24 protein-coding genes and 3 tRNA genes are annotated in these 25,706 nt (G+C 72.3%); 17 read left to right on the top strand and 10 right to left on the bottom strand.

Annotated features, from left to right (window positions below; translation table 11 throughout):
* Positions 1-33 precede the first annotated feature (33 nt).
* Entirely contained in the window at positions 34-525 is a 492-nt protein-coding gene (locus ITJ68_RS02070; protein ID WP_071278809.1) for an inorganic diphosphatase, read from the top strand.
* Between the two features lie 103 nt (positions 526-628).
* Here the strand turns inward: ITJ68_RS02070 and ITJ68_RS02065 are convergent, their stop codons facing one another.
* Positions 629-2,113, bottom strand: a complete 1,485-nt coding sequence (locus ITJ68_RS02065) for an NlpC/P60 family protein (protein WP_194659677.1) — start codon at positions 2,111-2,113, stop codon at positions 629-631.
* Positions 2,114-2,145: 32 nt separating this feature from the next.
* Entirely contained in the window at positions 2,146-3,450 is a 1,305-nt protein-coding gene (locus ITJ68_RS02060) for a M23 family metallopeptidase (protein WP_194659676.1), read from the bottom strand.
* Positions 3,451-3,750: 300 nt separating this feature from the next.
* Between ITJ68_RS02060 and ITJ68_RS02055 the strand changes: the two genes are divergently transcribed.
* From ITJ68_RS02055 to ITJ68_RS02045, 3 genes are all read left to right on the top strand, one after another.
* A tRNA-Glu gene (locus ITJ68_RS02055) sits at positions 3,751-3,823 on the top strand.
* Positions 3,824-3,913: 90 nt separating this feature from the next.
* Positions 3,914-3,990, top strand: a tRNA-Asp gene (locus ITJ68_RS02050).
* A gap of 1 nt (position 3,991) precedes the next feature.
* Positions 3,992-4,064: transfer RNA gene (locus ITJ68_RS02045), tRNA-Phe, on the top strand.
* Positions 4,065-4,243: 179 nt separating this feature from the next.
* On the opposite strand, the gene ITJ68_RS02040 is transcribed toward ITJ68_RS02045, so the two are convergent.
* Positions 4,244-5,254 (bottom strand): aldo/keto reductase family protein, encoded by a 1,011-nt coding sequence (locus ITJ68_RS02040; protein ID WP_194659675.1) that lies wholly within the window; start codon positions 5,252-5,254, stop codon positions 4,244-4,246.
* Positions 5,255-5,391: 137 nt separating this feature from the next.
* On the opposite strand from ITJ68_RS02040, the gene ITJ68_RS02035 reads away from it, so the two are divergent.
* The gene (locus ITJ68_RS02035; protein WP_194659674.1) at positions 5,392-6,384 is read left to right on the top strand and encodes an NAD-dependent epimerase/dehydratase family protein; all 993 of its coding nucleotides are present in this window, start codon (positions 5,392-5,394) and stop codon (positions 6,382-6,384) included.
* A 156-nt stretch (positions 6,385-6,540) separates the two neighbouring features.
* Here the strand turns inward: ITJ68_RS02035 and rocD are convergent, their stop codons facing one another.
* Both rocD and ddaH read right to left on the bottom strand, forming a co-directional pair.
* On the bottom strand, positions 6,541-7,788 hold the full coding sequence (gene rocD / locus ITJ68_RS02030; RefSeq protein WP_194659673.1) for an ornithine--oxo-acid transaminase: 1,248 nt from the start codon (positions 7,786-7,788) through the stop codon (positions 6,541-6,543).
* The gene (gene ddaH, locus ITJ68_RS02025) at positions 7,788-8,612 is read right to left on the bottom strand and encodes a dimethylargininase (RefSeq protein ID WP_194660159.1); all 825 of its coding nucleotides are present in this window, start codon (positions 8,610-8,612) and stop codon (positions 7,788-7,790) included. Before ddaH ends, rocD begins: the two co-directional genes overlap by 1 nt.
* A gap of 287 nt (positions 8,613-8,899) precedes the next feature.
* On the opposite strand from ddaH, the gene ITJ68_RS02020 reads away from it, so the two are divergent.
* From ITJ68_RS02020 to ITJ68_RS01990, 7 genes are all read left to right on the top strand, one after another.
* The gene (locus ITJ68_RS02020; protein WP_194626951.1) at positions 8,900-9,337 is read left to right on the top strand and encodes an Lrp/AsnC family transcriptional regulator; all 438 of its coding nucleotides are present in this window, start codon (positions 8,900-8,902) and stop codon (positions 9,335-9,337) included.
* An 8-nt stretch (positions 9,338-9,345) separates the two neighbouring features.
* A complete protein-coding gene (locus ITJ68_RS02015) occupies positions 9,346-9,723 on the top strand; it encodes a hypothetical protein (RefSeq protein ID WP_194659672.1) in 378 nt (125 codons plus the stop codon).
* A 17-nt stretch (positions 9,724-9,740) separates the two neighbouring features.
* Positions 9,741-10,571, top strand: coding sequence for a nitroreductase family protein (locus tag ITJ68_RS02010; protein WP_194659671.1), 831 nt, complete (start codon positions 9,741-9,743; stop codon positions 10,569-10,571).
* Positions 10,568-11,341, top strand: a complete 774-nt coding sequence (locus ITJ68_RS02005; RefSeq protein ID WP_194659670.1) for a YqjF family protein — start codon at positions 10,568-10,570, stop codon at positions 11,339-11,341. Before ITJ68_RS02010 ends, ITJ68_RS02005 begins: the two co-directional genes overlap by 4 nt.
* A 62-nt stretch (positions 11,342-11,403) precedes the next feature.
* Positions 11,404-12,399, top strand: a complete 996-nt coding sequence (locus ITJ68_RS02000; RefSeq protein WP_194659669.1) for an SDR family oxidoreductase — start codon at positions 11,404-11,406, stop codon at positions 12,397-12,399.
* On the top strand, positions 12,396-12,764 hold the full coding sequence (locus ITJ68_RS01995; protein WP_194659668.1) for a hypothetical protein: 369 nt from the start codon (positions 12,396-12,398) through the stop codon (positions 12,762-12,764). The genes ITJ68_RS02000 and ITJ68_RS01995 overlap by 4 nt, the downstream gene beginning before the upstream one ends.
* A gap of 243 nt (positions 12,765-13,007) precedes the next feature.
* On the top strand, positions 13,008-13,205 hold the full coding sequence (locus ITJ68_RS01990) for a hypothetical protein (RefSeq protein ID WP_194626941.1): 198 nt from the start codon (positions 13,008-13,010) through the stop codon (positions 13,203-13,205).
* 172 nt (positions 13,206-13,377) lie between these two features.
* On the opposite strand, the gene ITJ68_RS01985 is transcribed toward ITJ68_RS01990, so the two are convergent.
* Complete coding sequence (locus ITJ68_RS01985; RefSeq protein ID WP_194659667.1) at positions 13,378-16,950, bottom strand: proline dehydrogenase family protein; 3,573 nt, start codon at positions 16,948-16,950, stop codon at positions 13,378-13,380.
* A gap of 129 nt (positions 16,951-17,079) precedes the next feature.
* On the opposite strand from ITJ68_RS01985, the gene ITJ68_RS01980 reads away from it, so the two are divergent.
* Entirely contained in the window at positions 17,080-17,544 is a 465-nt protein-coding gene (locus ITJ68_RS01980; RefSeq protein ID WP_194659666.1) for a MarR family winged helix-turn-helix transcriptional regulator, read from the top strand.
* 30 nt (positions 17,545-17,574) lie between these two features.
* Here ITJ68_RS01980 and ITJ68_RS01975 read toward each other — a convergent pair whose 3' ends face one another.
* Positions 17,575-18,525 carry a DNA-3-methyladenine glycosylase family protein gene (locus tag ITJ68_RS01975; RefSeq protein WP_194659665.1) on the bottom strand — a complete coding sequence of 317 codons (951 nt, stop codon included), beginning with the start codon at positions 18,523-18,525 and terminating at the stop codon, positions 17,575-17,577.
* Positions 18,526-18,601: 76 nt separating this feature from the next.
* On the opposite strand from ITJ68_RS01975, the gene ITJ68_RS01970 reads away from it, so the two are divergent.
* The 4 genes from ITJ68_RS01970 (at position 18,602) to ITJ68_RS01955 (ending at position 22,317) form a co-directional block, all read left to right on the top strand.
* Positions 18,602-19,630, top strand: coding sequence for a 6-phosphofructokinase (locus ITJ68_RS01970; RefSeq protein ID WP_071278774.1), 1,029 nt, complete (start codon positions 18,602-18,604; stop codon positions 19,628-19,630).
* A 70-nt stretch (positions 19,631-19,700) separates the two neighbouring features.
* On the top strand, positions 19,701-20,678 hold the full coding sequence (locus ITJ68_RS01965; RefSeq protein WP_194659664.1) for an MDR family oxidoreductase: 978 nt from the start codon (positions 19,701-19,703) through the stop codon (positions 20,676-20,678).
* Between the two features lie 87 nt (positions 20,679-20,765).
* Positions 20,766-21,434, top strand: coding sequence for a GntR family transcriptional regulator (locus ITJ68_RS01960; RefSeq protein WP_194659663.1), 669 nt, complete (start codon positions 20,766-20,768; stop codon positions 21,432-21,434).
* Between the two features lie 61 nt (positions 21,435-21,495).
* Positions 21,496-22,317: an ABC transporter ATP-binding protein gene (locus ITJ68_RS01955; RefSeq protein WP_323743187.1), complete on the top strand. Its 822-nt coding sequence runs from the start codon at positions 21,496-21,498 to the stop codon at positions 22,315-22,317.
* 166 nt (positions 22,318-22,483) lie between these two features.
* Here the strand turns inward: ITJ68_RS01955 and hemL are convergent, their stop codons facing one another.
* Genes hemL through ITJ68_RS01940 form a run of 3 tightly spaced genes read right to left on the bottom strand, consistent with a single transcriptional unit; the run spans position 22,484 to position 25,664 of the window.
* The gene (gene hemL / locus ITJ68_RS01950) at positions 22,484-23,827 is read right to left on the bottom strand and encodes a glutamate-1-semialdehyde 2,1-aminomutase (RefSeq protein WP_194659661.1); all 1,344 of its coding nucleotides are present in this window, start codon (positions 23,825-23,827) and stop codon (positions 22,484-22,486) included.
* Positions 23,824-24,879 (bottom strand): porphobilinogen synthase, encoded by a 1,056-nt coding sequence (hemB, locus tag ITJ68_RS01945; RefSeq protein WP_323743186.1) that lies wholly within the window; start codon positions 24,877-24,879, stop codon positions 23,824-23,826. The genes hemL and hemB overlap by 4 nt, the downstream gene beginning before the upstream one ends.
* Positions 24,876-25,664 carry a uroporphyrinogen-III synthase gene (locus tag ITJ68_RS01940; RefSeq protein WP_194659660.1) on the bottom strand — a complete coding sequence of 263 codons (789 nt, stop codon included), beginning with the start codon at positions 25,662-25,664 and terminating at the stop codon, positions 24,876-24,878. The genes hemB and ITJ68_RS01940 overlap by 4 nt, the downstream gene beginning before the upstream one ends.
* Positions 25,665-25,706 lie beyond the last annotated feature (42 nt).

The raw sequence follows: 25,706 nt of genomic DNA, 5'->3' as shown, positions 1-25,706 counted from the left end.
TTTCCCGTGCAACCGACAGACCAGGAGCAACCAATGGCCGCGTACGACGTCGTCGTCGAGATCCCCAAGGGCAGCCGCAACAAGTACGAGGTGGACCACGAGACCGGTCGCGTCTACCTCGACCGCGTGCTGTTCACGTCGTTCGTCTACCCGACGGACTACGGCTTCTTCGAGCAGACCCTGGCGGACGACGGTGACCCCGTGGACGCCCTGCTGCTGCTCGAGTACCCGACCTTCCCGGGCGTGGGCGTCAAGGTCCGCCCCGTCGGCGTCTTCAAGATGAGCGACGAGGCCGGCATCGACGCCAAGGTCCTCGTGGTCCCCGCGAAGGACCCGCGCTGGGCGCACATCCAGGACATCTCGGACGTCGACGAGCAGACGAAGGCCGAGATCGCGCACTTCTTCGAGCGCTACAAGGACCTCGAGCCGAACAAGTGGGTCAAGGCGGAGGGCTGGGGCGACGCCGCCGAGGCCGAGGCCATCGTCACGGCCGGCCAGGCCGCGTACGTGCCCGCCGGTCACTGACGCTCGTCTGCTGACACGGAACGGCCCGGTCCCCTCGTGGGGCCGGGCCGTTCTGCGTTGCCGCTGGGGCGCGTCTGCGCGGGTGTCCGGCGAGACGGACGGCCTACAGGGAGCCGCTCGGGCGGCCGACGTAGGGCAGGAGCTGGCCGGGCGACCAGATCGCCCGTTCGACGACGCCGACACGGACGTTCGCCGCCTCGACCATGATGCCGCCGCCGGTGTAGATCGCGTCGTGGTAGCCGCCGGACGGGGCACCGTTGTTCGAGTAGAACAAGATGTCGCCCGGCTGGCGCTGCGACATCGGGACGAGCCGGCCGACGCTCTGGAAGTAGTAGTACTGCGAGACGACGTTGTGGGCACCCGTGGCGACGCCCTGGCTCGAGTAGGCCATCTTCACGAGGCCGGAGCAGTCGTACGCGGCAGGGCCCTCGCCGCCGAACTGGTACGGCTTGCCGATCTGGGCCCGGGCGTACCCGATGGCCCCGGCGGCCCTGGACGGGGAGCTCGGTGCGGGGGCCGGTGCCGGAGCGGGCTTCGGGGCGGGAGCGGGAGCCGGCTTGGGGGCAGGCGCGGGAGCGGGGGCCGGGGCGGGCGCCGGCGCTGCCGGAGCGGGCGCGGCGACGGAGCCGCTGCCGGAGGGCTTGCTGCCGCCGGACGTGGTGCCGGTGGGCTTGTTGCCGCCGGACGTGGTGCCGGTCGTGTTCCCGGCCGTGCTGCCGGTCGGCTTGCTGCCGGTCGGCTTGCTGCCGCCCGTGCTCGTCGCACCGGACGACGTGGTCGTCGTGGTGGACCCGCTGCCGGTCGTCGTCGTCTGCGCGGCGAGCTGCGCCTCGGCCCGCTCCGCCCGCTGCTGCGTGGCGTAGGCGCTCTCGGCGGCGGCCGTGGTGCCCTTGAGGAACGCGAGCTGCTCGAGCACCTCACCCTGCTGCGCCTGGCTCTTCTCGAGGCGCCCGTTCGCCGTGGCGGCCGCATCGTTCGCGTCGGCGAGCGCGGACTTCGTGGTCTCGGTGGCCGCAGCGAGTGCCGTTGTGGCCTTCGACTTCTGCGCGGCGAGGGCGTCGACGGTGTTCTGGTCCGCCTCGGCGCGGGCGAGGACCATCGCGGACCGCTCGGACAGGTGCGACATCGTGCCGACCTGGTAGAGCAGGTCCTTCGCGTCGCCGTCGTCCAGGAGGAGGCTCGTCGAGAGGTCTCCGCCACCCGAGCGGGACAGTTCGACGACGAGCGCAGCGACCTGCGCCGCCGAGTCGTCGGCCTTCGCCTTCGCCCGCTTCGACTGCGCGCTGAGGTCGTCGAGCGTCGACTGCGCCTCCTGCTGCCGGGACGCGGCGGCCGAGTACGTCTGGCCGGCCTGCTGCACCACGGCGCCGGCGGCGTCCGCGGCGTCCTGCAACGAGGACAGCCGCGACGCGAGCTCGTCGACCGTCTGCTGCGTGTCGGCCTGGTCGGCCTTCGCTGCCTGCACGTCCGCCCACGACGGGGCCGAAGGTGCCGCCTCGGCCGGTCCGGCGACCGACACCGACAGCCCGATGCCGATCAGGGTGACGGTGGCGATGCCGCAGGCGAGGGAACGCGCAGGCTTCTTCATGTGGTCTCAGGGCCTCTCGGGCGCGCACACGGTCATACCGAGATCCCCCGCGCAGCCATGAAGGGGACCGGGTCGACGGCAGCACCGTTGACGCGGGTCTCGAAGTGGAGGTGGCAGCCGGTCGACCACCCGGTCGAACCGACCTGGGCGATCTGCTGGCCTGCCTCGACGTGCTGGCCGCTCGCGACCATGATGCCGCCGTTGACGACGTGCCCGTAGGCGGTGGAGATCCCGCCGCCGTTGTCGAGCACGACCTCGTTGCCGTAGCCGCCGCCGTTGCCCGCGAACACCACGGTGCCGGACGCCGCGGCGTAGATCGGGGAGTAGCAGGCCGGGGCCAGGTCGACGCCGGCGTGCAGGGCGTGCGCGTGCGTGTACGGGTCGACGCGGTAGCCGAACGGACTCGTCTGGTACCCGGCGGAGGGCCGGACCCACCCGGACGAGTTCGCCGTGCCCCCGGCGACGACGACGGGCGTGCCGGCGGAGCGCGCTGCGGACGCAGCCGCGGCGGCCGCGGCTGCTGCCGCCTGCGCCCGCTGCTTCGCGAGGGCAGCCTGACGGGCCTTCTCGACCTGCACGCCCTTCTTGTACTTGGCCTCGACGTCGCTGGCGTTGCTGGTCAGCAGGGTGAGCTGGGACTCGAGCCGCTCCTGGTTGGCGCTCTGGGCGTCGACGGCGCGCTGAGCGGACTCGGCGGCGGACTGCGCTGCCTGCATCTTCTGCTGCGCGGCGGCGGCCAGCTCGCCGAGGGCCTTCTTGGCGACCTCGGACTTGTCGGCGAGGGCCTGGGCGGTCCCGCGGTCCTGCGACGCCTGGGAGTAGATGCCGTCCGCCTGCTCGCTGAGCTTCGACATCGCGCCGAGTTCGTAGAGCAGGTCGCCGGACTTCGTCGGGTGCGTGAACAGGTCGGTCGTCACGTTGCTCGAGCTGGCGCGGCCGAGCTGGGCGGCCAGCTGACCGGCCTGCTCCTCGGACTGGGCAGCGGTCTTCTCGGCGGCGTCCGCCTGGCCCTGGAGCTTCTGCTGCTGGAGCGTGGCCTCGTCGAAGGCCGTCTGCGCCGTCTGGTACGCCGTACCGGCATCGGCGGCGGACCTCTGCTTCGCCGAGGCGTCGGACTTCAGGCCCGCGATGAGCCCGCGGATCTCGGTCACCTTGTCCTGCTGCGCGGAGGCCGAGGCCTTGGCGGACTGCACGTCGTCCCAGCTCGGGTACGACACGGCGGACGCGGCCCCGACGGGTCCGACCACCGCGATCGTCCCTGCGGTGAGCACGACAGCGAACGCGGCGGCGACGAGGCGGCGGCGGAAGCGGCGGGACTGCGGGAATGAGGTCGACATGTATCTCGATTTCGTAACAGCGCGGCAAGGCTCACGCACGTAACACTGTTAACAGACGCAACAGTAACAACAGGTGCCGGCCCGATGCAGCCCCTCGGAGGAGGGGCAGGGGCCGACGACGATGGTCGCACTCGACCATCGACAGCGCAGAATCGGAGGCATTGCTCCACGGTGAGTGAAGACCGGCGGAGCCACCCCGACAGTGCGACACGCCGGGAGGACCGGCGCGGACGGGTTCGATTTGGCATCGGGGCGAGGCATCCGTATGCTTGTCCATCGGTAGCGCGATGCACTGCTTGCGGCCCTATCGTTTAGTGGCCTAGGACACCGCCCTTTCACGGCGGCAGCACGGGTTCGAATCCCGTTGGGGTCACTCTCCGGAGTGAGCAAGTAACGTAGTGCGAAGCAACACCGAGCAAGACAGCACCACCAGGCAAGACTGTACGATCAAGTAATTCCACATGGCCCTGTAGCGCAGCTGGTTAGCGTGCCGCCCTGTCACGGCGGAGGTCGCGGGTTCAAGTCCCGTCAGGGTCGCCACGGCTGGGTAGCTCAGTTGGTAGAGCGTTCGACTGAAAATCGAAAGGTCCGCGGATCGACGCCGCGTCCAGCCACATGGTGAAGAGCCCCTCGCGGAAGCGAGGGGCTCTTCTTCGTTCCGGGGTGGATCGTGCGCGGTGGCGCGGATCGCACTCGCACAACACGAATCGGCTCGCACCGCGGAAGTCCGTGGTGCGAGCCGATTCCTGTTCTTCGGCGCCGATCGGCACCACGCCGATCGGGCTGACGAGCCTCAGGCCTCGCGGGTCTTCGGGCTGCTGTCGTTCGTCTTCGCCGGGTCGCTCTCCACGACGCCACTGAGTGCGTCGTCGATGCGGGACATCAGCTCGGCCGGGATCGTCACACCAGCGGCGCCGGCGTTGTCGTGCACCTGCTCCGGTCGCGACGCGCCGATGATCGCCGAGGCGACGTTCTCGTTCTGCAGCACCCACGCCACGGCGAGCTGCGCCATCGACAGGTCCAGCTCCTTCGCGACGGGCTCGAGCTCCTGCACGGACGACAGGACCTCGTCGCGCATGAAGCGCTTGATCATGTCCGCGCCGCCCTTGTCGTCGGTCGCGCGGGACCCCTCGGGCAGCGGCTGACCCGGCTTGTACTTGCCGGTGAGCACGCCCTGGGCGATGGGCGACCAGACGATCTGCGAGATGCCGAGTTCCTTCGACGTCGGGACGACCTCGGCCTCGATCACCCGGTACAGCGCCGAGTACTGCGGCTGGTTCGAGATGAGCTGGAAGCCGAGCTCCTTCGCCAGTGCGGCACCGGCACGGAGCTGGTCGGCGGTCCACTCGGAGACGCCGACGTAGAGGACCTTGCCCTGACGGACGATGTCGGCGAACGCCTGCATCGTCTCTTCGAGGGGGGTCTCGTGGTCGTAGCGGTGCGCCTGGTACAGGTCGACGTAGTCCGTCTGCAGACGGCCGAGCGAGCCGTCGATCGACTCGAGGATGTGCTTGCGCGACAGCCCGGTGTCGTTGTGCTGCTTCGGGCCGGTCGGGCCGAAGACCTTCGTCGCGATCTCGAGCGACTGGCGACGCTCCCCCTTGAGTGCTTCGCCGAGGACGGTCTCGGCGCCGGTGTTGGCGTAGACGTCGGCGGTGTCGAACGTCGAGATGCCGACGTCGAGCGCGGCACGGACGCAGGCGATGGCGGCGTCGTTCTCGACCTGGGACGCGTGGGTCAGCCAGTTGCCGTAGGTGATCTCGGAGACCTTGAGGCCCGAGTTGCCGAGGTAGCGGTACTCCATGTGCAGTTTCCTCCCGTGCCGCGTCGTCGCGGCGTCCGCCCCGACGGTAGTCCGCTCCACCCGGGTACCCCGACGGCCGGGCCGGACTAGCGTCTCGAGCGAGAAGTCGCACGACCACCACGACGAAGGAGTCATCAATGACCGGAGCGAGCGTCCTGTTCATCGGCGGGAGCGGCGTCATCAGCGCCGCGTGCGTCACGGAGGCCACCCAGCAGGGGTACGACGTCACGGTCCTGAACCGTGGGACCACCGGAGGCAGGCCGATCCCGGACAGCGTGACGCGCCTCCAGGCCGACGTGTCGGACCGCACCGCCCTGGCGGAGGTGCTGGGCGACCGCCACTTCGACACGGTCGTCAACTGGATCGCCTTCACGCCGGACCAGGTGCAGGCGGACGTGGAGTTCTTCGCGGGGCGGACCCGGCAGTACGTGTTCATCAGCTCGGCCTCGGCGTACCAGACGCCGGCGACGCACCTGCCGATCACGGAGTCGACACCGCTGAAGAACCCGTTCTGGCAGTACTCGCGCGACAAGATCGCGTGCGAGGAGCTGCTCATGGAGGCCTACCGGGAGCAGGACTTCCCGGTCACGATCGTCCGGCCGTCGCACACCTACGACGAGACGAAGCTCCCGCTGACCGGCGGGTGGACCGCGATCGCGCGGATGCGCGCCGGCAAGCCGGTCGTCATCACGGGTGACGGCACCTCGCTCTGGACCCTCACGCACAGCCGCGACTTCGCGGTGGGCTTCACCGGGCTGCTCGACAACGCCTCGGCGATCGGCGAGGCCTTCACCATCACGAGTGACGAGGCCCCGACCTGGAACGCGATCGCGGCCGAGCTCGCGGCCGCAGCCGGGGTCGACGACCTGAAGATCGTGCACGTCCCCGCGGACGCCGTCGCGGCCGTCGACGAGGACTGGGGCGCGGCGCTGCTCGGCGACAAGGCCAACAGCTCCGTGTTCGACAACAGCAAGATCCGGTCGCTGGTGCCGTGGTACCGACCGCGGACGACCTACCGGCAGGGCGCGCGCGAGGTGCTCGCCTGGTACGAGGCGCACCCGGAGGAGCAGGTCGTCGACGAGCGGCTCGACGCGCTGATGGACCAGCTCGCGGAGCGCTGGGCGGTCTGACGCGGGCTGGCCGAGGGCTGGTTGCGTCCGGTCAGGGCTGGCTGCAAAACACCGGTGTTCCGGGGTCACGCCGCGGAAGATCGCGGCGCGGACCACGAACACCGGTGTCTTGCGAGCCAGCAGGCCAGCCGGGAGGCTCGGCGCAGGGCCGGTGCGTCAGCTGCGGTCGCGCAGGACCGCGGCCAGGGCGCCGATCGCCGTGGCGACCTCGTCGTCAGTGACGACGAGCGGCGGGGCGAAGCGGATCGTCGACCCGTGGGTGTCCTTCACGAGGACCCCGCGGGCGGCCATGGCCTTCGCGATCTCCTTGCCGGTGCCGATGGCGGGGTCGATGTCGATGCCCGCCCAGAGCCCGGCGACGCGGTGCGACACGACGCCGTGGCCGACGAGGTCGTCGAGCAGGCCGCGCAGGACCGGTTCGCCCGCGAGGGCCCGCTGCTGGAACGTCCCCTCGTCGAGCATCGCGACGACCTCGGCACCCACGGCAGCGGCGAGCGGGTTGCCGCCGAATGTGGAGCCGTGCTCGCCCGGACGCAGGACGCCGAGCACCTCGCGCGACCCGACGACCGCGGACACCGGGACGATGCCGCCGCCCAGGGCCTTGCCGAGCGTGATGAGGTCGGGTCGGACGCCGACGCGCGATACCGCGAGGGTGTGCCCGGTGCGACCGAGGCCGGACTGGATCTCGTCGGCGATGAACAGCGCGCCGAACTCGTCGCAGACCTCGCGGACGGCCGGCAGGTAGTCGGCGGGCGGGATGACCACGCCACCCTCGCCCTGGATCGGCTCGAGCAGCACGGCGACGACGGTCTCGTCCATGGCCTCGCGGAGCGCAGCGGCGTCCCCGTACGGCACGGTGCGGAACCCCGGCGTGTACGGCCCGAAGTCGTTCCGGGCGTCGGGGTCGTCGGAGAACGAGATGATCGTCGTCGTGCGGCCGTGGAAGTTCCCACCGGCGACGATGATCGTGGCCTGCCCCTGCGGCACGCCCTTCACCCGGTAGCCCCAGGCCCGCGACACCTTGATCGCGGACTCGACGGCCTCGGCACCGGTGTTCATCGGCAGGACCATGTCGGTGCCGGTGAGCGCGGCGAGGGACTCGGCGAACGGTCCGAGCCGGTCGTTCACGAACGCCCGGCTCGTCAGGGTGACCCGGTCGAGCTGCGCCCGTGCTGCGTCGAGCAGCCGCGGGTTGCCGTGCCCGAAGTTCACGGCCGAGTACGCGGCCAGGCCGTCCAGGTAGCGCTTGCCGTCGACGTCCGTGACCCAGGCGCCGTCACCGGAGGCGATGACGACCGGCAGCGGGCTGTAGTTGTGCGCGAGGGCCCGGTCCTCGACGGCGAGCGCCGCGGCGGTGTTGGTGCCGGTCGCGGTGCCCGGTGCGGTGTCCGGTGCGGAGTCCATCAGGACCGCGCGACGGAGTTGCCGGTGCGGACCGGGTGCAGGTCGAGCGTGCAGCACTTGACGCCGCCGCCGCCGAGGAGGAGCTCGGACAGGTCGACGCCGATCGGGTTGTAGCCCTTCTCGCGCAGCTGCTCGGCGAACGTGGTCGCACGAGCGGCGATCACGATGTTGTGGCCGTCGGAGTAGGAGTTCAGGCCGAGGATGGCGGCGTCCTCCTCGGTCGCGATGATGGCGTCCGGGAAGCGCTCGCGGAGGATCGCCAGCGAGGGCTCGTCGAACGCGGACTCGAGGTACGCGATGTTCGAGGTGCCGTCGGCGGTGGGCTCCGGGTCGAGCACGGCGATGGCGGTGTCGAGGTGGTAGAAGCTCGGGTTGATGAGCTTCAGGGTGATGACGTCGCGCCCGTAGACCCGCGCGATCTCCTCGTGCGAGGTGCTGTCCGAGCGGAAGCCGGTGCCGGCGAGGATGACGTCGCCGACGAGCAGGAAGTCGCCCTCGCCCTCGTTCGTCTCGACGGGCTCGGCGACCTGCAGGCCGGCGGAGCGGAACCAGTCCATGTACGCCGGGCCCTCGGGCTGACGCTCCGGGTACTGGAACTTGGCGCCGTACGCCACGCCGTCGAGCACGAAGCCGCCGTTGGCCGCGTAGACCATGTCCGGCAGGCCGTCGATCGGGTCGATCAGGTGGATCTCGAAGCCGAGCCCCTGGTAGACGTCGTACAGCTCCTGCCACTGGGCGACGGCCTTGGCGGTGTCGGTCGGGTCCTCGGGGTGCATCCACGGGTTGATCCGGTAGCTGACCGTGTAGAAGTCGGGCTTGCACATGAGGATCGTGCGCTTCGTCGCGGTGCGGACCGGAGCGGGCGCGGAGACGGTGCTGGTTTCGGGGTTCGACACTGGAGTCCTCCTGGGACTTCGGGCCCGAGCCTGCCAGGAACCACCACTGGACCAACCTCGGCGAGATGCAGGCTCACTCGCCGGTACCGCGGCGGACCAGGTCGACGCCGAGCATCAGTCTAGGGAGTGCGGGTCCGTCGCCACAGCACGGATCGCGCACGTTTCGTGCGTCCACCCCGACGTCCTCGCAACGACTGCGCGTACGATGGTCGCCGATGGACTCGCTCGACCACCGCATCCTGGATCAGCTCCGGGAGAACGCCCGCGCCGGATACGGCGACATCGGGTCGGTCGTCGGGCTCTCGGCATCGGCCGTCAAGCGCCGCGTGGACCGTCTGGTCGCCGACGGGGTCATCCGCGGGTTCACGATCAAGGTCGACCCCGCGGTCGAGGACCGTGGCACCGAGGCCTGGGTGGAGCTCTACTGCCGCGGCACGGTCTCCCCCGACGAGCTCCGCACGCTGCTCGACTCCGTGCCCGAGGTCGTCGACGCCGGCACCGTCACCGGCAGCGCCGACGCCGTGGTGCACATGCGCTCGAAGGACCTGCCGGCACTCGAGGAAGCGCTCGACCGCGTCCGGCTGGCACCGCAGGTCGACCACACGCGATCCGCGATCGTGCTGTCCCGCCTGGTCTCGCGCGAGTCCGCGTAGCCCGCCTCGTGGTCCCCGCGTCCCGCACGGCCAGGAGGCTCGGAGCAGCTCCGGCAGGCCGGATTCCGGCCCGGCGGCTGGTCACGGCAGCGGCGCTCGCCTACGTCGCGAACTGTGCGTGGGGCACCGCCGTGGCCGTCCGGCTCATCCGCACGAAGCGCCTGCGGGTCGTGCACCACGGGCTGTTCGTGGTGACCGCGACCCTGACGGGCGTGGCCGCCACGACACCGCTCTGGACCCGGTCACGCGCGGCCCTGTTCCTGCTGCCGACACTCGTCCCACTGTCCGTTGCTCCACGGACCGACCCCCGCTCCGGAGCACACTGGCAAGTCGCGGTCGCCGCCGCGCCGTCCTACCTGGGGGCGGTGCTCGCCGGGCGACGCTGACGCCAGGGAGGACAGCAGTGGAGCTCATCGAGGCCATCCGACGCCGACGGACGACGAACGGTGCGTTCCTGCCGGACCCCGTGTCCGAGGAGCACCAGCGGCTCCTCGTCGAGCTGGCCGGCCGGGCTCCGTCGCAGCTCAACAGCCAACCGTGGCGCTTCGTCCTGGTCGAGGAACGGTCGACGATCGACCAGGTCGCGGCGATCAGCGGGCGCGCGATGACCCGCACGATGTCCGAGGGAACCTTCTTCGAGCGCTACAAGCCGTACTTCCGGTTCAGCCAGGCGGAGATGGACGAGCGCCGTGACGGCATGCTCTTCGACAAGCTCCCGAAGCCGCTCCGGCCGTTCACCGGGCAGGTGTTCACCAAGCGCGGACAATTCCTGATGAACACGCTCCGGGTGCCGCAGACGCTCGGCGAGGAGAACCGGAAGCTCGTGGCCGGGTCGCCGCTGCTGCTCGGCGTGATGCTCGACCGGGACGAGTACCGGAAGGAGGCGCGGAACGCGTTCTACTCGGTGTTCAGCATGGGAGCGGCGATGGAGAACATCTGGCTCGCGACGACCGAGCTCGGCCTCGGTATCCAGTTCGTCTCGTTCCCGATGGAGATCGAGGAGTCGTGGACCGAGGTCGAACAGCTGCTCGAGGTCCCGCCGGAGCTCGAGCTGATGGCCGTGTACCGGATCGGGTACCTGCCGCCCGAGCGTCGGCGCCCCGCGATCGACTGGGTGTCGAACGAACGGAAGCGTCTGTCGCAGTACGTGTTCCGAGGCACCTGTGCGACGCCGCAGACCGGGTGGGACGATGCTCCCGTGACCCACCTCCGTGACGACCCGAGCACCCCGTGACCGCCACCCGACCCGTGGGGGCCGAGCCGAGCCTCCAGTCCGCAGCCCCCGGCCTGACGGGCCGTCCCTGGATCTCACAGGACTGGCTCGACGTCGTCTTCGTGCACTGGCGCGTCGACGTCTCCGCCGTCGCGCCCCTGTTGCCCGCCGGGACCCGCCCCGACACGATGAGCGTCGACGGGGTGGACGACGGCGTGACCACCTGGGTGGGCCTCATCGGGTTCCGGTTCGAGGACACCCGCTTCCCGCCACTCGGACCGCTGGGTCGGACGGGCTCCGTCGGCGACTTCGTCGAGGTCAACGTGCGCGTCTACACCGTGGACGAGCGCGGGCAGCACGGGGTGGTGTTCCTGTCGCTCGACGCGGGGAAGCTCCTGCCGACGATCGGGGCCCGCGTGGCCACGGGCCTGCCGTACTGGTGGGCGAACGCCGAGCACCGCTCCGGCCACGGCCGCGTCGGGTACGCGATGCGGCGGCACGGATCGCACCTGCGCTCCCTGGTGGAGGTCGAGGTGGGCGAGGCGATCGCGGAGCCGAGCACGCTCGAGACGTTCCTGACGGCGCGCTGGGGCATGCACGTGCGGCGAGCCGGGGCGACGCGCTACTGGCCGAACGAGCACGAGCCGTGGGCGCTGCACCGCGGGACGGTCGCGACGCTGCGGGACGACCTGATCGGCGCTGCGGGACTGCCGCTCGCGCTGACGTCGCTGGCGCCGGACTCGGTGCTGTACTCCCCCGGCGTGACGACGCGGTTCGGCGCCGGTCGCTGACGAGAGCGCGCCCGGGGGACATCGCTGAGTGACGGCGCCCGGGCGTGCGTACAACTGGAGTCATGACACGTGTGGCAGTGGTGACCGGTGGTTCGGCAGGACTCGGACGAGCGACGGTGCGGGAACTCGCCGCCAAGGGGTGGGACGTGGCCGTGATCGCCCGCGGCCAGGAGGGCGTCGACGCCGCGGCCGCCGAGGTGGTGGCCGCCGGGCAGCGCGGACTCGCGCTCTCGGTGGACGTGGCGGACCGCGAGGCGGTCGAGCGTGCAGCCGACCGCGTCGAAGCCGAACTCGGCCCGATCGACCTGTGGGTCAACGGGGTCATGGTGGGCGTCTTCGGCCGCTTCCTCGACACCGCGCCCGAGGACTTCGAGCGGGCCCTGGACGTGACCTACCTCGGCTTCGTGAACGGCACCCGCGCCGCGCTGACCCGCATGGTCCCCCGCGACCGCGGTCACGTCATCCAGGTCGGTTCGGCGCTCGGCTTCCGGGGCATCCCGCTGCAGGCCGCGTACTGCGGGGCGAAGCACGCGATCGTCGGGTTCACCGAGTCGGTCGTCTCCGAGCTCATCGAGCAGGGCAGCAAGGTGCAGGTGTCCCGCGTCGACATGCCGGCGCTCAACACGATCCAGTTCAACTGGGTCAAGTCGCAGCTGCCGCACCACCCGCAGCCCGTCGCGCCGATCTACCAGCCCGAGGTCGGCGCCCGCGCCATCGCCGCCACCGCCGAGCGTCCCCGCCGTCGCACCTGGGTCGGTGAGTCCACGGTCTACACGATCCTCGGCAACCGGATCAGCGGGCGCTTCGCCGACTGGTACGCCGCGAAGACCCTGGTCTCCGGTCAGCAGATCGCGTCCAAGGACGGCCAGTCGCTGCCGTCGAACCTCTACGAACCCGTCGAGGGCGACCACGGCGCGCACGGCGTGTTCGACGACAACGCGCACGCGTGGTCGCCGCAGACCTGGTGGGTGGAGAACCGTCGTCTCGGCAACGGGATCATCGGTGCCGCGCTCGGCATCGTCGGTGCCGTCGCCGTCGCAGCGGGACGTCGACGATGAGCCGCCAGCGCGCGGTCCGCGCCGCCGTCGTGCAGCGTCAGACCGCCGTCGAGGGCGTCCGCGCCGGGCTCGGTGTCGCACACCTCGCCAACGCCCGGCGTGCGGTCGACGCCACGAGCGGCACGGCCGCGTTCCACCGGGTCCTCGGCGTGCGCCACCTGGTGCAGGCAGCGCTGCTGCTGCGGGCCGGGACCGGCAACGCCCACACCCTCGGCGCCGCGATCGATGCCGGGCACGCGGTCACGATGCTCCCGCTGATGCTGCTCGGCGGCCGGTGGGGCCGGATCGGCACGCGGCAGTTCTGGCTCGCGACGGGGCTGGCCGTGGCCGAGATCGCGCTCGTGGGGACCGGCCGGAAGCGCTGACCGGCGAGGCATTCGAGCAAGGGCGCTCCGGCCCGGGCGCAGGGACGCTCCAGAGGGGCCGGAGCGTCGATGCTTCGTGCGAACCTGCGGCAGTCAGGGGAACCGCCGATCGGGTGTGGCTCGCTGGAGACGACACTAGCCGGTCCGCCGAAAGGGGGACAGAGCACCTGTCTCCCCCAGTTCGAGGGACAGCGTGGACAGGCTCGACGCACACGCACGGCAACCGCGCGTAGCGTCCCGATCATGAGTGACAACGAGCAGACCGAACCCGTCATGGACGGCGCCACGGACGCGACCAACCACGAGAAGCTGTCGGGTCTGATCGAGCAGGTGAACCACGACCACGGAACCGAGGGTGCCGCGTCGATGGCCGACCACCTGCGCGACCGGATGGACGAGACCGGCGTCGAGCCCGAGGACGAGGGCGACACCGAGGACTGACCCGTCCTCGTTCGTACGGCTGACGGATCCGGTCGGTGGAACGCGCGTTCCGCCGACCGGATCCGTCATGTCTGCTGAGCAGAAGCAATGAGCCGCGCCCGCCCCGGCACGGGCACCGGCACCGGCACCGGCCAGGAGGCGCTGGTCACCGCCGCAACGCCCCGCCTGACGGTCAGATGCGCAGGGCCGCGAACCGCGGGTCGATCGACCCGAAGCGGTGCGTGGTGACCGACACCGACTGCTCGCGGAGGTACGGCAGCATCTCGATCAGGCCGGCCTCGACGACCGGCGCGTCGAAGATCGCCACGTCGATGCTCGCGCCCAGCGCCTCCTCGAGCGCCAGTGCGTCCCCGCCGACCAGCCGGATGCGCGCACCGGGGCCGCCGAACGCGGTGTGCTTCGGCTGTTCGCGCGCCTGCGAGAGCACGATGTCGAGCGCGTCCTGCGGCTCGTCGGTCGGGTTCGACCAGTTGTCGCGGAACACCGCGCCCGACTCCGCACGGGCGAGGAACTCCTCGTCCGACTCGACCAGGTGGTCGACGACGTCGAGCGGCGGCCGGCTCGCGGCGAACAGCTGCGTCAGGGGACCCGGCAGCGGGCGGGCCGTGCTGAGCAGGACATGGGCACGAGCGGCCGTCGCGGCGACGAGCGCCCGGACGAATTCCCCGCTGGAGGCCCCGTCGGACTGCCGCAGGATCACGGACTGGGGTCGGTAGCGCAGGACGTTCCGCTCGACGCCGAGCCCCGCGGTGTCCCGCGCGCTGCCGAACCGGGTCTTCCGCGCCCGGACGTCGCTGAGCGCGCCCGCCCGGACCTGGTCGAACTCCTCGAACCGCAGTCCGCTGCGGGCGGCCTCGATGACGGCGGCGACCCGCGCCGGCAGCCCGTGCAGCTGGATGCTCTGGTGCACCGTCCGTGGGACCGGCTCCCACCGTCCGAGCGACGCGACGTACGAGGGCCCACCGGGCTTCGTGCCGGGGCCGACGGCGGACCGCTTCCAGCCACCAGGGGGCTGCCGTCGGACCACCGATCCCGTGGTGGGCCGGTTGACGACGAGGTTGCCGGCACGGACGCGGTGCATCCAGTCGGCGACCTCGTCGACGTCGAGCGAGTGGAGCCCGGCGGTGAGGCCGAAGTCGGTGTCGTTCTGGATCGCGATGGCGTCCCGCAGCGTCTCGGCGCGCATGATCCCGAGCACCGGCACGCCGTACTCGGTCTGGTGGAAGTCGCTGCCCGGTCGGACGCCGTCCCGGATGCCCGGGGACCAGAGCCGCCCGGAGTCGTCGAGCGCCTCGGGCTGGACGAGCCACGTCTCCCCCGGGCCGAGCTCGGTGAGCCCGCGCAGTGCGGCACCGGCCGGTTCGTGGACGAGCGGCCCCATCTGCGCAGCGGGGTCGTCCGGCCAGGCCACCCGGAGGGAGCGCGTGGCGTCGACGAGCTGCCGGCGGAAGCGCTCGCTCTCGCCGACCGAACCGACCAGCACCACGAGGGACGCCGCCGTGCGCTGCTGTCCCGCTCGACCGAACGCCGAGCGGACCACGTCACGCACCGCCAGGTCGAAGTCCGCCGAGGGGGTGACCACGATCGCGTTCTTGCCGGCGGTGTCCGCGGTGAGCGGGAGTCCGGCGCGCCACCACGTGAAGGACCTCGCCGTCTCGGTGGAGCCCGTGAGCAGGATGCGGTCGACGGCCCGGTGCGCGATGAGCTGGCGGCCGAGGACGTCCTCGTCGAGGTCGATGAGCTGCAGGAGGGAGTGCGGCACCCCGGCGTCCCAGAGCACGTCGGACAGGACGGCCCCGGTCCGCTTGGCCTCGGGGGCGGGCTTCAGCAGCACGCCACTGCCGGCGGCGAGCGCGGCGAGCACTCCGCCGGCGGTGGCCGCGATCGGGGAGTCCCACGAGGGTGCGACCACGGTCAGGCGCGGAGGCACGAAGGTCGCGTCCGTGACGTCCGACAGCCCACGGGCCTGCTCGGCGGCGATGAACGCGTGGTCGACGGCCTGGCTGACCTCGGCGTCGGCCTCGGCCAGGGTGGCCCCGGTCTCGGCGACCGCGGCCTCGACCAGGTCGGCACGCCGGGTCTCGAGCTCGTGCGCGATCAGCTCGAGGAGTTCGGCACGGTCGACCGGGTCCTGGCGGCCCCAGTTGACACCGGCCTGGGCAGTGCTGCGGATGATGCGCTCGAGCTTGGTGCGGTCGAGCACCCGGGCGCCGCGGATGGTCTGCGCGCCGGCCTTCGACGCCGGCACGCGACGCAGCACGTCGGCGGCCCAGGCCCGGTTCGCGGGGACGGTCGGGTCGGTGTCCGGCGTGGCCGCCGTGGGCGCTGCCGGCACGGGTTCGCCGAGGGCTCGGCGGCGGTCCTGCGTGCGGTGCGTCGCCGCCACGGGCTCGTCGAGCGCGGCGACGGCGCCGAGCCAACGCTGGTGTTCCCGCTCGAAGGCGGCCTGGTCGCGGTCGATCTCGAACGCACCGGCGGCGGAGCCCTGCGGGTCGGCGTTCTGCTGCAGCCGCCGGGCCAGGTAACCGATCGCCGAGCGGAACTCGTCGGGGTGGACGACCGGGGTGGACAGCACGATCCGACCGACGTCGGCACGCACGGCTTCGGCGTGCGTCGCGGTCATGCCGAGCTGCATCTCGACCTCGAGCGCGTCGGTCACCCCGCGATGCTCGGCGAGCACCCACGCGGTGGCGAGGGTGAAGAGGTCCTGCGTGGCGACCCCGACGTGCACGGCGTCCGTGCGCTCCGGCGTGAGTGCGGTGTCGAGCAGCCGCAGGGCCGCGGTGGTGGTCTCGGTCGCGCTTCCCCAGGTGGCGAGCGGCCGGTCGTGCAGCAGCGCGTCGACGCGCTCGGTCGCCAGCGAGGCGCCCTCGGTCAGCCGGACGGTGATCGGTGCCCCGCCTCGGGCCCGACGGGCGACGGCCCACTCGGTCAGGGACTCGAGCACCCCGGCGGTGTCGGGGAGCGCTGCCTGCAGCATGACGCCGGCGGGCAGCCCGAGGAACTCGTCGCGGTCGAGCAGCAGCCGGAACGCGGCGACGGTCACGTCGAGGTCGTGGTGGTCCTCGGTGTCGAGGGTGACGAACGTGGTCGGGCGGCCCTCGGTGCCCGGGGTCGACGCCGCGAGCCGGAACAGCGGTTCGAGCCGGTCGGCGATGCGCTCCACGGTCTGGTCGAACGCCCAGAGGGACATCTGCGGCACGACGGTGCCGACGGAGACGGTCACGCGGTCGACGTCGTCGCGTCGGACGAGGTCCATGGTGCGCTGCAGCTGTCGGTCGCTCCCGGCGACGCCGAGCACGGTCTCACCGAGGTGGTGCACGTCGAGCACGGACCCGCCGTCCGCGACCTTCGCGAGGGCCGGTCCGAGCCTGGACGGTGCCGCGTCGACGACGAGGTGCCCGGCCACCCGGCGCAGGATCCGACGGGCGGTGGGGACCACGGCCCACGGCGCCATCGTCGCGAACCCGCCGCCGAGCGTGACGGCACCGCGGAGGTACCAGGCCAGCTCGTCGGGGACGTCCTGGCTGATCTCCTCGAGCTGGCGCGCCGCGACCCGCGGGTCCTCGGGCCGGACGACCCGGTCGACGAACCCGAGCGTGAAGTCGAGGCCCTGCTCGTCGCGCAGGACCGCCGCCAGCCGCGCCGCCCCCGGGTCGGGCTTGACGTCGGCGGACGCGCCGATCCACCGCCGCACGAGGGCGACGACGTCGTCGGTGCAGTCCTGGAGTCGAGCGGTCGCCATGGATCGATCGTATGGCGACGCACCGGCATGACCTCGGAGCACGCCGGACGACGGCGAAGAGTCAGCTGAGCGTCATCCTGGTGGATGATCCTGCCCGCGAGGACCCGTCCGCATGGATACGCTGACGACATGTCGAAGCAGGGCGACGTGGACCGCGACTGGGCCACATGGGACGCGTACCACGACGTCTGGCGACGACTGGACCGGGCGCTCGACCACGCCGTGCAGCAGGGCGCCGGGATCTCCACGCCCGAGTTCGAGATCCTCATCGGGCTGCACCGCCAGGTCGACCACCGTCTGCGTGTGCGCGACGTCGCGGCGGGCATCGGCTGGGAGAAGTCACGCGTCAGCCACCAGGTCACCCGCATGGTCTCCCGCGGGCTCGTCGAGCGGACGGACTGCCCGACCGACGGCCGTGGCAGCTGGGTCGTGATGACCCCCGACGGGCGTCGCGCCGTGCTCGCCGGCATCCGCGCACACACCGCGGCACTCGAGCAGCTGTTCTGGAGGCCCGTGGCCGGTGACGCGGACACGCTGCGGTCCGTCAGCGCCCGGCTCGAGAGCGCGCTGGGCCCGGCCGACCTGGTCGACTGAGCAGCAGGCCACCCGGCCCGAGCACCGCCGTCAGTGGTGGCGGTGGTCCTGGATCGTCATGCGCGGCCCGAACGCCGGCTTCCGGAAGCCGCTGCCGCCGATCAGCCGGACGACGCGGTGCCGGTGCCCACGCCACGGCTCGAGCAGCTCGAGCATGCCGTCGTCGTCGACCGGACCGCCCGTCAGCGCCCACCCGACGAGCGCCGGCACGTGGAAGTCCCCGACGCTCGGGGAGTCCGGGTCGCCGTGGGAGCGCTGCGTGGTCTCCGCGGCCGTCCACACCCCGATGCCCGGGATCGACTGCAGCCGCGCGGCGACGACGGCCCCACCGCGACCGAGGGACAGGGTGCGCTCGAGCGACGCCGCGACCTTGACCGCCCGCATGACCGTGGCGCTGCGACCGGGTTCGATGCCCGCACGGTGCCACTCCCAGCTCGGGATGCGGGCCCATTCCTCGGCGGACGGTGGGACGACCATGCCGTCGGGTGCCGGCCCGGGAGCCGGCGTGCCGTGGCGCCGCAGCAGGTACCGCCACGCGCCCCAGGCCTGTCGCGAGGTGACCTTCTGCTCCATGATCGCCGGCACGAGCATCGCGACGACGGTGTTCGTGCGGCACAGCCGGAGCCCGGGCTGCCGGTGGTGGGCGTCGGCGAGGAACCGGTGCGCCGTGACGTCGAGGTCGGACCAGTCGTCCCCGCGGCCGAGCAGGTCCGGGGCGTGCTCGAGCGCCCACGCGGCGCCGTCGCCCCACGTCGAGATCGCCACCGCGTCCCCGGTCCGCCGGAGCAGCACGGAGGCGGGGCCCACCGGCGTGCGGAGCGCGAGCCACACGTCGGACCCGACCACCCGGAAGGCCGGGTCGCCGGAGCCGCGCTGCAGGGGCCGGAGGGTCGCTGCCAGGTCCAGTGGGCCTCCTGGACGGTAGACCGTGTCGAGACGCGCGCCGCCCGTGGGACGCGACTCGAGACGGACCTGCTGCATGACAGGGATGGTAAGCGAAACCACCGTCAGCCAAGATGGGACCCGTCCCACCCACCCGACACCGGAAGTCCCCATCATGCGCATCGGCATCCTCACCTCCGGCGGCGACTGCCCCGGCCTCAACGCCGTCATCCGGGCTGCGGTCCTGAAGGGCATCGCGATCCACGGGTACGAGTTCGTGGGCTTCCGGGACGGCTGGCGCGGCGTCGTCGAGGGCGACATCGTCCCGCTCGGGCGCAAGGACATCCAGGGCATCGCCAAGCAGGGCGGGACGATCCTCGGCACCAGCCGCACGAACCCCTTCGAGGGCCCGAACGGCGGCGTCGAGAACATCGAGCGCGTGCTCACCCGGCACGGCATCGACGCCATCATCGCGATCGGCGGCGAGGGCACCCTGGCCGCGGCGAAGCGCCTGACGGACGCGGGGCTGAAGATCGTCGGCGTGCCGAAGACCGTCGACAACGACCTCGGCGCCACGGACTACACGTTCGGCTTCGACACCGCGGTGGAGATCGCGACCGAGGCCATGGACCGCCTCCGCACCACCGGCGAGTCGCACTCACGCTGCATGGTCGCCGAGGTGATGGGCCGGCACGTCGGCTGGATCGCGCTGCAGTCGGGCATGGCCGCCGGCGCGCACGCGATCCTGATCCCCGAGCAGAAGACGTCGCTCGACCAGATCGCCTCGTGGGTCCGTTCCGCCTACGACCGCGGACGCGCCCCGCTCGTCGTCGTCGCCGAGGGCTTCGTCCCCGACCACGAGGACAACGCCCACTCGGAGCGCGGCCTCGACGCCTTCGGTCGGCCGCGCCTCGGCGGGATCGGGGAGCGCCTCGCGCCGCTCATCGAGGAGATGACCGGCATCGAGACCCGGGCGACCACGCTGGGCCACATCCAGCGCGGTGGCACGCCCACCGCCTACGACCGGGTGCTGTCGACGCGGCTCGGGCTCGCCGCCGTCGACTCCGTGGTCGAGCAGCGCTGGGGCCGCATGGTCGCGCTGCGCGGGACCGAGATCGTGCACGTGTCGTTCGAGGACGCGCTCGGCGAGCTGAAGACGGTGCCGCAGTCGCGGTTCGACGAGGCCGCGATCCTGTTCGGCTGACTCGGGGCGCGCCGTCGCGGCGGCGGTCGCCGTCGCGCCCGGTCGGGAGGCTCGGGGTAGCGTCCGGCGCATGAGCCGCGCCGTCCTCGTCTCCCGTTCCGCCGCCCCGACCGTCACCGAGGTCGACGTCCCCGACCCCGGCGAGGGCGAGGCGCTGGTCGACGTCACGTACTCGAGCGTGAACTACAAGGACGGTCTCGCCCTCGCGGGCGACCCCGGCGTCGCCCGGATCGACCCGCTGGTGCCCGGCGTGGACGTGGTCGGCACCGTCGCCGCCGTCGGGCCGGGCGTGCACGACGTCGCGATCGGCGACCGGGTCACGCTCAACGGTGCCGGCGCCGGCGAGACCCGGCACGGCGGCTGGACCTCGCAGGCGGTCGTCCCCGCGGCGTCGCTCGTGGTGCTCCCCGACGCCGTGTCCGACGACTTCGCCGCCGCGATCGGCACGGCCGGCTTCACGGCTGCGCTGAGCGTGCTGGCGCTCGCACGCTTCGTGGCCCCGACCGACGGCCCCGTCGTCGTGACCGGCGCCTCGGGCGGCGTGGGTTCGGTCGCGATCCCGCTGCTCGCAGCCCGTGGGTACACGGTGACCGCCTCGACCGGGCGGGTGACGAACCGGGCGTCCCTGCAGGAGCTCGGCGCGACGGACGTCATCGACCGTGCCTCGATCAGTGAACCGGGCAAACCGATGCAGAAGGCCGCGTGGGCCGGTGCCGTGGACAGCGTCGGCGGGGCGACCCTCGCCAACCTGCTCGCGTCGACCCGGTGGGGCGGAGCGGTGACGGCGTGCGGGCTGGCGCAGGACGTGCAGCTGCCGACCACCGTGCTGCCGTTCATCCTGCGCGGGGTCTCCCTGCTCGGGATCAACTCGGTCGACGCCCCCGCCGCGCTCCGTCGGCAGGCCTGGGACCTGCTCGCCGACGAGCTCGACCCACGGCTGCTCGCCCGGGTCACCCGCACGGTCGGACTCGAGGACGCGATCGCCATCGGGCCGGACGTCCTCGCCGGTGCCGTGCGCGGTCGGACGATCGTCGACGTGCGTCGCTGAGCCGCTCGGCCGTGTTTTCGCAAGCGTTTGCCGAATGCCTCGTTAGGATGTGGGATACAAGACCGTCCGTCACGTGAGGAGTCCGGAATGCCGGTACCCAAGTCGACCGTCGAGAACTCCCCGCGCAAGCTGCTGCGCGACGTCGTGCTCGAGAAGATGCTCGCCGCGATCCAGGACGGCACGCTCCAGGCGGGTGAGCGGCTCAACGACGACGAGCTCGTCCGGTGGCTCGGCGTCAGTCGCACGCCGATCCGCGAGGCGATCGCGAAGCTCGTCGACTACGGCCTCGTCGACATGGAGGCGAACCGCTACACCCGCATCGCCACCCCCTCGGCGAAGCAGTTCGACGACGCACTCCAGGTGATGCTCGGGTTCGCCGAGCTCGGTGCCCGCTGGGGTGTCCCGAAGCTCGACGCCGCCGGCGAGAAGGCCGCGCTGGGCATCATCGAGGACCTGCGTTCCCACGCCGAGGCCGAGGACCGCGCGGTCAACCGCGACCTCACCGCCCTGCTGGTCCTGCTCGTGCGCGCGACCGACAACGCGCTGCTCGAGACCTTCACGGGTTCGCTCGTCCCGCGCGTGCAGTTCCTCGCACTGACTGCCGAGGAGTTCATCTTCTGGGACGTCAAGCAGGCCCTCGACCCGCTCCGGGCCGCCGTGACCGGGCGCGACGGGGAAGCAGCCGCCGCCGTGATCCGCGCCCTCGCCCGGACGCTCGACGACCACCTGCAGACGCTCCGCGCCGCGCGGGACTGACACCCGCGACGGGGACCGGACCGGTCTCCGGATGGGTCTCCGGATGGGCGACGATGGGGTGGTGAACTCCGTCCTCCTGCACACCGAGGGTGTCCGCGTGACGCGCTCGGGCCGTGACCTGCTGCACGACATCGACCTGACCGTCCGGCGCGGGGAGCACTGGGCGCTCCTCGGGCCGAACGGTGCCGGCAAGTCGACCCTGCTCGCCGTGCTCGGCGCCACCGGGCACCCCTCGGCCGGCACCGTCGAGATCCTCGGGAACCGCCTGGGTCGCGTCGACGTCCGGGCCCTCCGTGAGCGCATCGGCCACGTCGACCCGCGTCACCGGATGCTCTCGCCGCTGACCGTGCGCGAGACCGTGCTCACCGGGCTGACGGGCACGACGGACCTGATGACACGGTGGACCCCCACGGAGGACCAGGTCGAGCGCGCCGAGCAGCACATCGCCGACGTCGGGCTCTCTGCCCGGAGCGACGCCCGCTGGCCCGTGCTGTCGCAGGGGGAACGGGGTCGTGCGCTGATCGCCCGCGCGCTCATGGCACAGCCCGAGCTGCTGCTCCTCGACGAACCCGCGACGGGGCTCGACGTCGCCGCCCGCGAGCACCTGCTCGACACCGTCGACGCCCTCCGTCAGCGGCATCCCGAGCTCGGGAGCGTGATGGTCACCCACCACCTCGAGGACCTGCCGACCTCGACCTCGCACGCGCTCCTGCTGCGGGACGGTGCCGCGGTGGCGCAGGGTCCCGCGGACGAGGTCATCACGTCGGCGGCGGTGTCCCACGCGTTCGACTTCCCCCTCGCGATCGTGCGGGACGGGGGCCGCTGGCACGCACGCCGCGCTGCGGAGCCGAGTGGAGCCTCCCGGCCGTCACACGGGGCGTGACGCGCCCAGGTCGCGACGTGCGGCGGGACGTGAGAGTCCGCAAGACACCGGTGTCTGGGCGATACGCCGCGAACACCTGCGGCGTCTTGGCAAGACACCGGCGTTTTGCCAACACGCACGGGCGAGACACCGGAGACCCGGCGAGACGCCCGCACGGCGTCCCGCGTCAGGCCGTCGCGGCCGCCGCAGCCTTCGCCGCACCCGGCAGCGCGTCGAGCACTCGGCCGACGGCACGCTCGTCGTGGGCCGCGGTGACGAACCACGCCTCGAACACGCTCGGCGGCAGGGTCACCCCGGCGTCGAGCATCGCGTGGAAGAACGGCGCGTACCGCCAGACGTCCTGCGCGCGGACGTCGTCGTAGTTGCGCGGCGCCTGCTCGGAGAACGCGAACGAGAACAGGTTGCCGGCACGCTGCACGCTGTGGGCGACGCCCTCGGCGGAGAGTGCCTCGCTCGTCGCGGCCGCGATGGTCGCCGCGGTGCGGTCGAGGTGCGCGTACACCTCTGGCGTCGCGGCCCGGAGCGTGGCGATGCCCGCGGCGACCGCGATCGGGTTCCCGGACAGGGTGCCCGCCTGGTAGACGGGGCCGAGCGGAGCGAGGAAGTCCATGACCTCGCGACGCCCGCCGAGGGCGGCGAGGGGCATGCCGCCGCCGATGACCTTGCCGAACGTGATCAGGTCGGGCTTCCACCCGGCGCCGTCGGGGACGACCTTCGAGGCCTCGAGGCCCCACCAGCCGGCCGCACCGACACGGAAGCCGGTCAGCACCTCGTCGACGATGAGCAGCGCGCCCTGCGCCTGCGTGATCCGGGCGAGCTCACGGTTGAAGCCGCGATCGGGTGCCAGGACGCCCATGTTGGCGGCGGCGCTCTCGACGATGACGGCGGCGATGCGCTCGGAGTGGGTGTCGAACGCGGCACGGACGGCGTCGAGGTCGTTGTACGGCAGCACGAGCGTCTGCGCGGCCGTCTCGGCGGTGATGCCCGCGCTGCCCGGCATCGAGAGCGTCGCGACGCCCGAGCCGGCCTCGGCCAGCAGCGAGTCGGAGTGGCCGTGGTAGTGCCCGGCGAACTTCACCAGGAGGTCACGACCGGTGTAGCCGCGGGCCAGACGGATCGCCGTCATCGTGGCCTCGGTGCCGGTGGACACCATGCGGAGCTTCTCGATCGGACCGTCGCCGTCGACCGACACCCGCTGCTTCACGAGCTCGGCGAGCTCGGTCTCCCCCGGCGTGGACGCCCCGAAGGACAGCCCGCGCGCGGCGGCCTGCTGCACGGCCTCGACGGTGCCCGGGTGCGCGTGCCCGAGGATCGCCGGGCCCCACGAGGCGACGAGGTCCACGTACTCGCGGCCCTCGGCGTCGGTGACGTACGCGCCCTTCGCGGAGACGAGGAAGCGGGGCGTGCCGCCGACCGAGCCGTACGCACGGACCGGCGAGTTCACGCCACCCGGGATGCTGTTCTTGGCCCGGCTGAAGAGCTGGCCGTTCGTGGTCGGTGCCGTGGTCATTCGGGGGCCTTCCCGGTCGAGGCGATGCCGGCGACGTCCGCGGTGCTGCCCGAGGTGCGGAGGCCCGCTTCCTCGTTGAGCTTCCGCGCGATGTCCACGGCGAAGTAGGTCAGGATCGCGTCCGCACCGGCGCGCTTGATGCCGACGAGCGACTCCATGGCGGCGGCGTCGCGGTCGATCCAGCCGTTCTGGGCGGCCGCGGTGATCATCGCGTACTCGCCGGAGATCTGGTACGCCCAGACCGGCACGGGCGAGGTGGCCGCGGTCTCGGCGAGGACGTCGAGGTAGCTCATCGCGGGCTTCACCATCACGATGTCCGCACCCTCGTCGACGTCGAGTGCGACCTCGCGCAGCCCCTGTCGACCGTTGGCGGCGTCGATCTGGTACGTCCGGCGGTCCCCCACGAGCGAGGACGACACGGCCTCGCGGAACGGCCCGTAGAACGCCGACGCGTACTTGGCGGCGTAGGCGAGCAGCGCGGTGCCGGAGTGCCCGGCGGCGTCGAGGGCGTCCCGTGCGGCGGCGATCTGGCCGTCCATCATGCCGCTCATGCAGACGAGCTCGGCGCCCGCCTCGGCCTGGGCGACCGCCATGTCGCGGTAGCGCAGCAGCGTGGCGTCGTTGTCGACGGAGCCGTCGGCTGCCAGCACACCGCAGTGCCCGTGGTCGGTGAACTCGTCGAGGCACAGGTCGGACTGCACGACGAGGGCGTCGCCCACTTCCTGCCGAGCGACGCGGATCGCGACGTTGAGGATGCCGTCCGGGTCGGTCGCGCCGGAGCCGTCCGCGTCCTTCGTGACGGGCACGCCGAACAGGTTGACCCCGCCGACGCCCTGCTCCGCCGCGCCCACGAGCGCCCGACGGAACGAGTCGAGCGAGTGCTGCTGCACGCCCGGCATGCTCGAGATGTCGACGGCGTCGGTGGCGCCTTCGCGGATGAACATCGGCAGCACGAGCTCGGCCGGGTGCAGCCGGGTCTCGGCGACGAGTCGTCGCATGGCGGGGGTGGCACGCAGGCGTCGGGGGCGGACCTGCGGGAAGCGTCCAGTCACGGGTGACCTTCCTGATCGGGGGCGGGTTGGTGCAGTGCCTCGACGACGGCGTCGAGGAGGGCTTCGGCGGACCTGCTCGGTGCCACCACGTGGACGGGCAGACCGGCGGTCCGGGCGTCGGTGGCGGTGCCGGGACCGATGCAGGCCACGAGCGTGCGGGGGTCGAGCGGGGTCATCCGGCGGGCGATCTCGCGGGCGACACTGCCGCTCGTCACGAGCACCGCGTCGGGCGCCGGGTCGAGGGCGACCGGCTCGTCGCCGGTCCCCACGGTACGGTACGCCTCCACGTCGTCGACCGCGATCCCGCGGGCGCGCAGCCCGTCCACGAGGGTGGGCGCAGCGATCTCCGAGCGGGGGAAGAGGACCGCGCCGTCGGTCGCCGGCAGGGCAGCGACGAGGGCGGCGGCCGAGGCGTCCTGCGGCACGAGGTCGACGGACCACCCCGCAGCACGGGCGGCACGCGCGGTCGGCTCACCGACCGCTGCCACCAGCAGACCGGACGGGAGGCTCGGCACCCGTCCGGCGAGCACGGTGACGGCCGTCGCACTGGTCACCACGAGCCACGCGTACCCGGCCACGTCGGGCCGGTCGGCGCCTGCGGACGGCGAGGAGGCCCTCCTGTCCGGGACGGCGGCGACCAGACGACGGACAGCACGGTCGAGGGCCGCTGCGTCAGTCGGCGGCTCCGTCGCGATGAGCGGCACCACCACGGGGTCGAGCCCGCGCTGGCGTGCGGCTGCTGCGACCCGGTCACCCCACGCGCCACCGCGCGGGACGAGGACCACCGGTGGCGGGACCTGGTCCGTGGCGGGGACGGCGGAGTTCGT

Source organism: Curtobacterium sp. VKM Ac-1395, assembly GCF_015350975.1.
GTDB lineage: Bacteria > Actinomycetota > Actinomycetes > Actinomycetales > Microbacteriaceae > Curtobacterium.
This window is presented reverse-complemented; position numbering and strand designations above follow the sequence as displayed.

What these genes read in the sequence shown, in the direction of transcription:
- ITJ68_RS02070 (WP_071278809.1), top strand. Translation starts at nt 34, where the DNA reads ATGGCCGCGTACGACGTCGTCGTCGAGATCCCCAAGGGCAGCCGCAAC.
- ITJ68_RS02065 (WP_194659677.1), bottom strand. Translation starts at nt 2,113, where the DNA reads ATGAAGAAGCCTGCGCGTTCCCTCGCCTGCGGCATCGCCACCGTCACC.
- ITJ68_RS02060 (WP_194659676.1), bottom strand. Translation starts at nt 3,450, where the DNA reads ATGTCGACCTCATTCCCGCAGTCCCGCCGCTTCCGCCGCCGCCTCGTC.
- ITJ68_RS02040 (WP_194659675.1), bottom strand. Translation starts at nt 5,254, where the DNA reads ATGGAGTACCGCTACCTCGGCAACTCGGGCCTCAAGGTCTCCGAGATC.
- ITJ68_RS02035 (WP_194659674.1), top strand. Translation starts at nt 5,392, where the DNA reads ATGACCGGAGCGAGCGTCCTGTTCATCGGCGGGAGCGGCGTCATCAGC.
- rocD (WP_194659673.1), bottom strand. Translation starts at nt 7,788, where the DNA reads ATGGACTCCGCACCGGACACCGCACCGGGCACCGCGACCGGCACCAAC.
- ddaH (WP_194660159.1), bottom strand. Translation starts at nt 8,612, where the DNA reads ATGTGCAAGCCCGACTTCTACACGGTCAGCTACCGGATCAACCCGTGG.
- ITJ68_RS02020 (WP_194626951.1), top strand. Translation starts at nt 8,900, where the DNA reads ATGGACTCGCTCGACCACCGCATCCTGGATCAGCTCCGGGAGAACGCC.
- ITJ68_RS02000 (WP_194659669.1), top strand. Translation starts at nt 11,404, where the DNA reads ATGACACGTGTGGCAGTGGTGACCGGTGGTTCGGCAGGACTCGGACGA.
- ITJ68_RS01995 (WP_194659668.1), top strand. Translation starts at nt 12,396, where the DNA reads ATGAGCCGCCAGCGCGCGGTCCGCGCCGCCGTCGTGCAGCGTCAGACC.
- ITJ68_RS01990 (WP_194626941.1), top strand. Translation starts at nt 13,008, where the DNA reads ATGAGTGACAACGAGCAGACCGAACCCGTCATGGACGGCGCCACGGAC.
- ITJ68_RS01985 (WP_194659667.1), bottom strand. Translation starts at nt 16,950, where the DNA reads ATGGCGACCGCTCGACTCCAGGACTGCACCGACGACGTCGTCGCCCTC.
- ITJ68_RS01980 (WP_194659666.1), top strand. Translation starts at nt 17,080, where the DNA reads ATGTCGAAGCAGGGCGACGTGGACCGCGACTGGGCCACATGGGACGCG.
- ITJ68_RS01975 (WP_194659665.1), bottom strand. Translation starts at nt 18,525, where the DNA reads ATGCAGCAGGTCCGTCTCGAGTCGCGTCCCACGGGCGGCGCGCGTCTC.
- ITJ68_RS01970 (WP_071278774.1), top strand. Translation starts at nt 18,602, where the DNA reads ATGCGCATCGGCATCCTCACCTCCGGCGGCGACTGCCCCGGCCTCAAC.
- ITJ68_RS01965 (WP_194659664.1), top strand. Translation starts at nt 19,701, where the DNA reads ATGAGCCGCGCCGTCCTCGTCTCCCGTTCCGCCGCCCCGACCGTCACC.
- ITJ68_RS01960 (WP_194659663.1), top strand. Translation starts at nt 20,766, where the DNA reads ATGCCGGTACCCAAGTCGACCGTCGAGAACTCCCCGCGCAAGCTGCTG.
- hemL (WP_194659661.1), bottom strand. Translation starts at nt 23,827, where the DNA reads ATGACCACGGCACCGACCACGAACGGCCAGCTCTTCAGCCGGGCCAAG.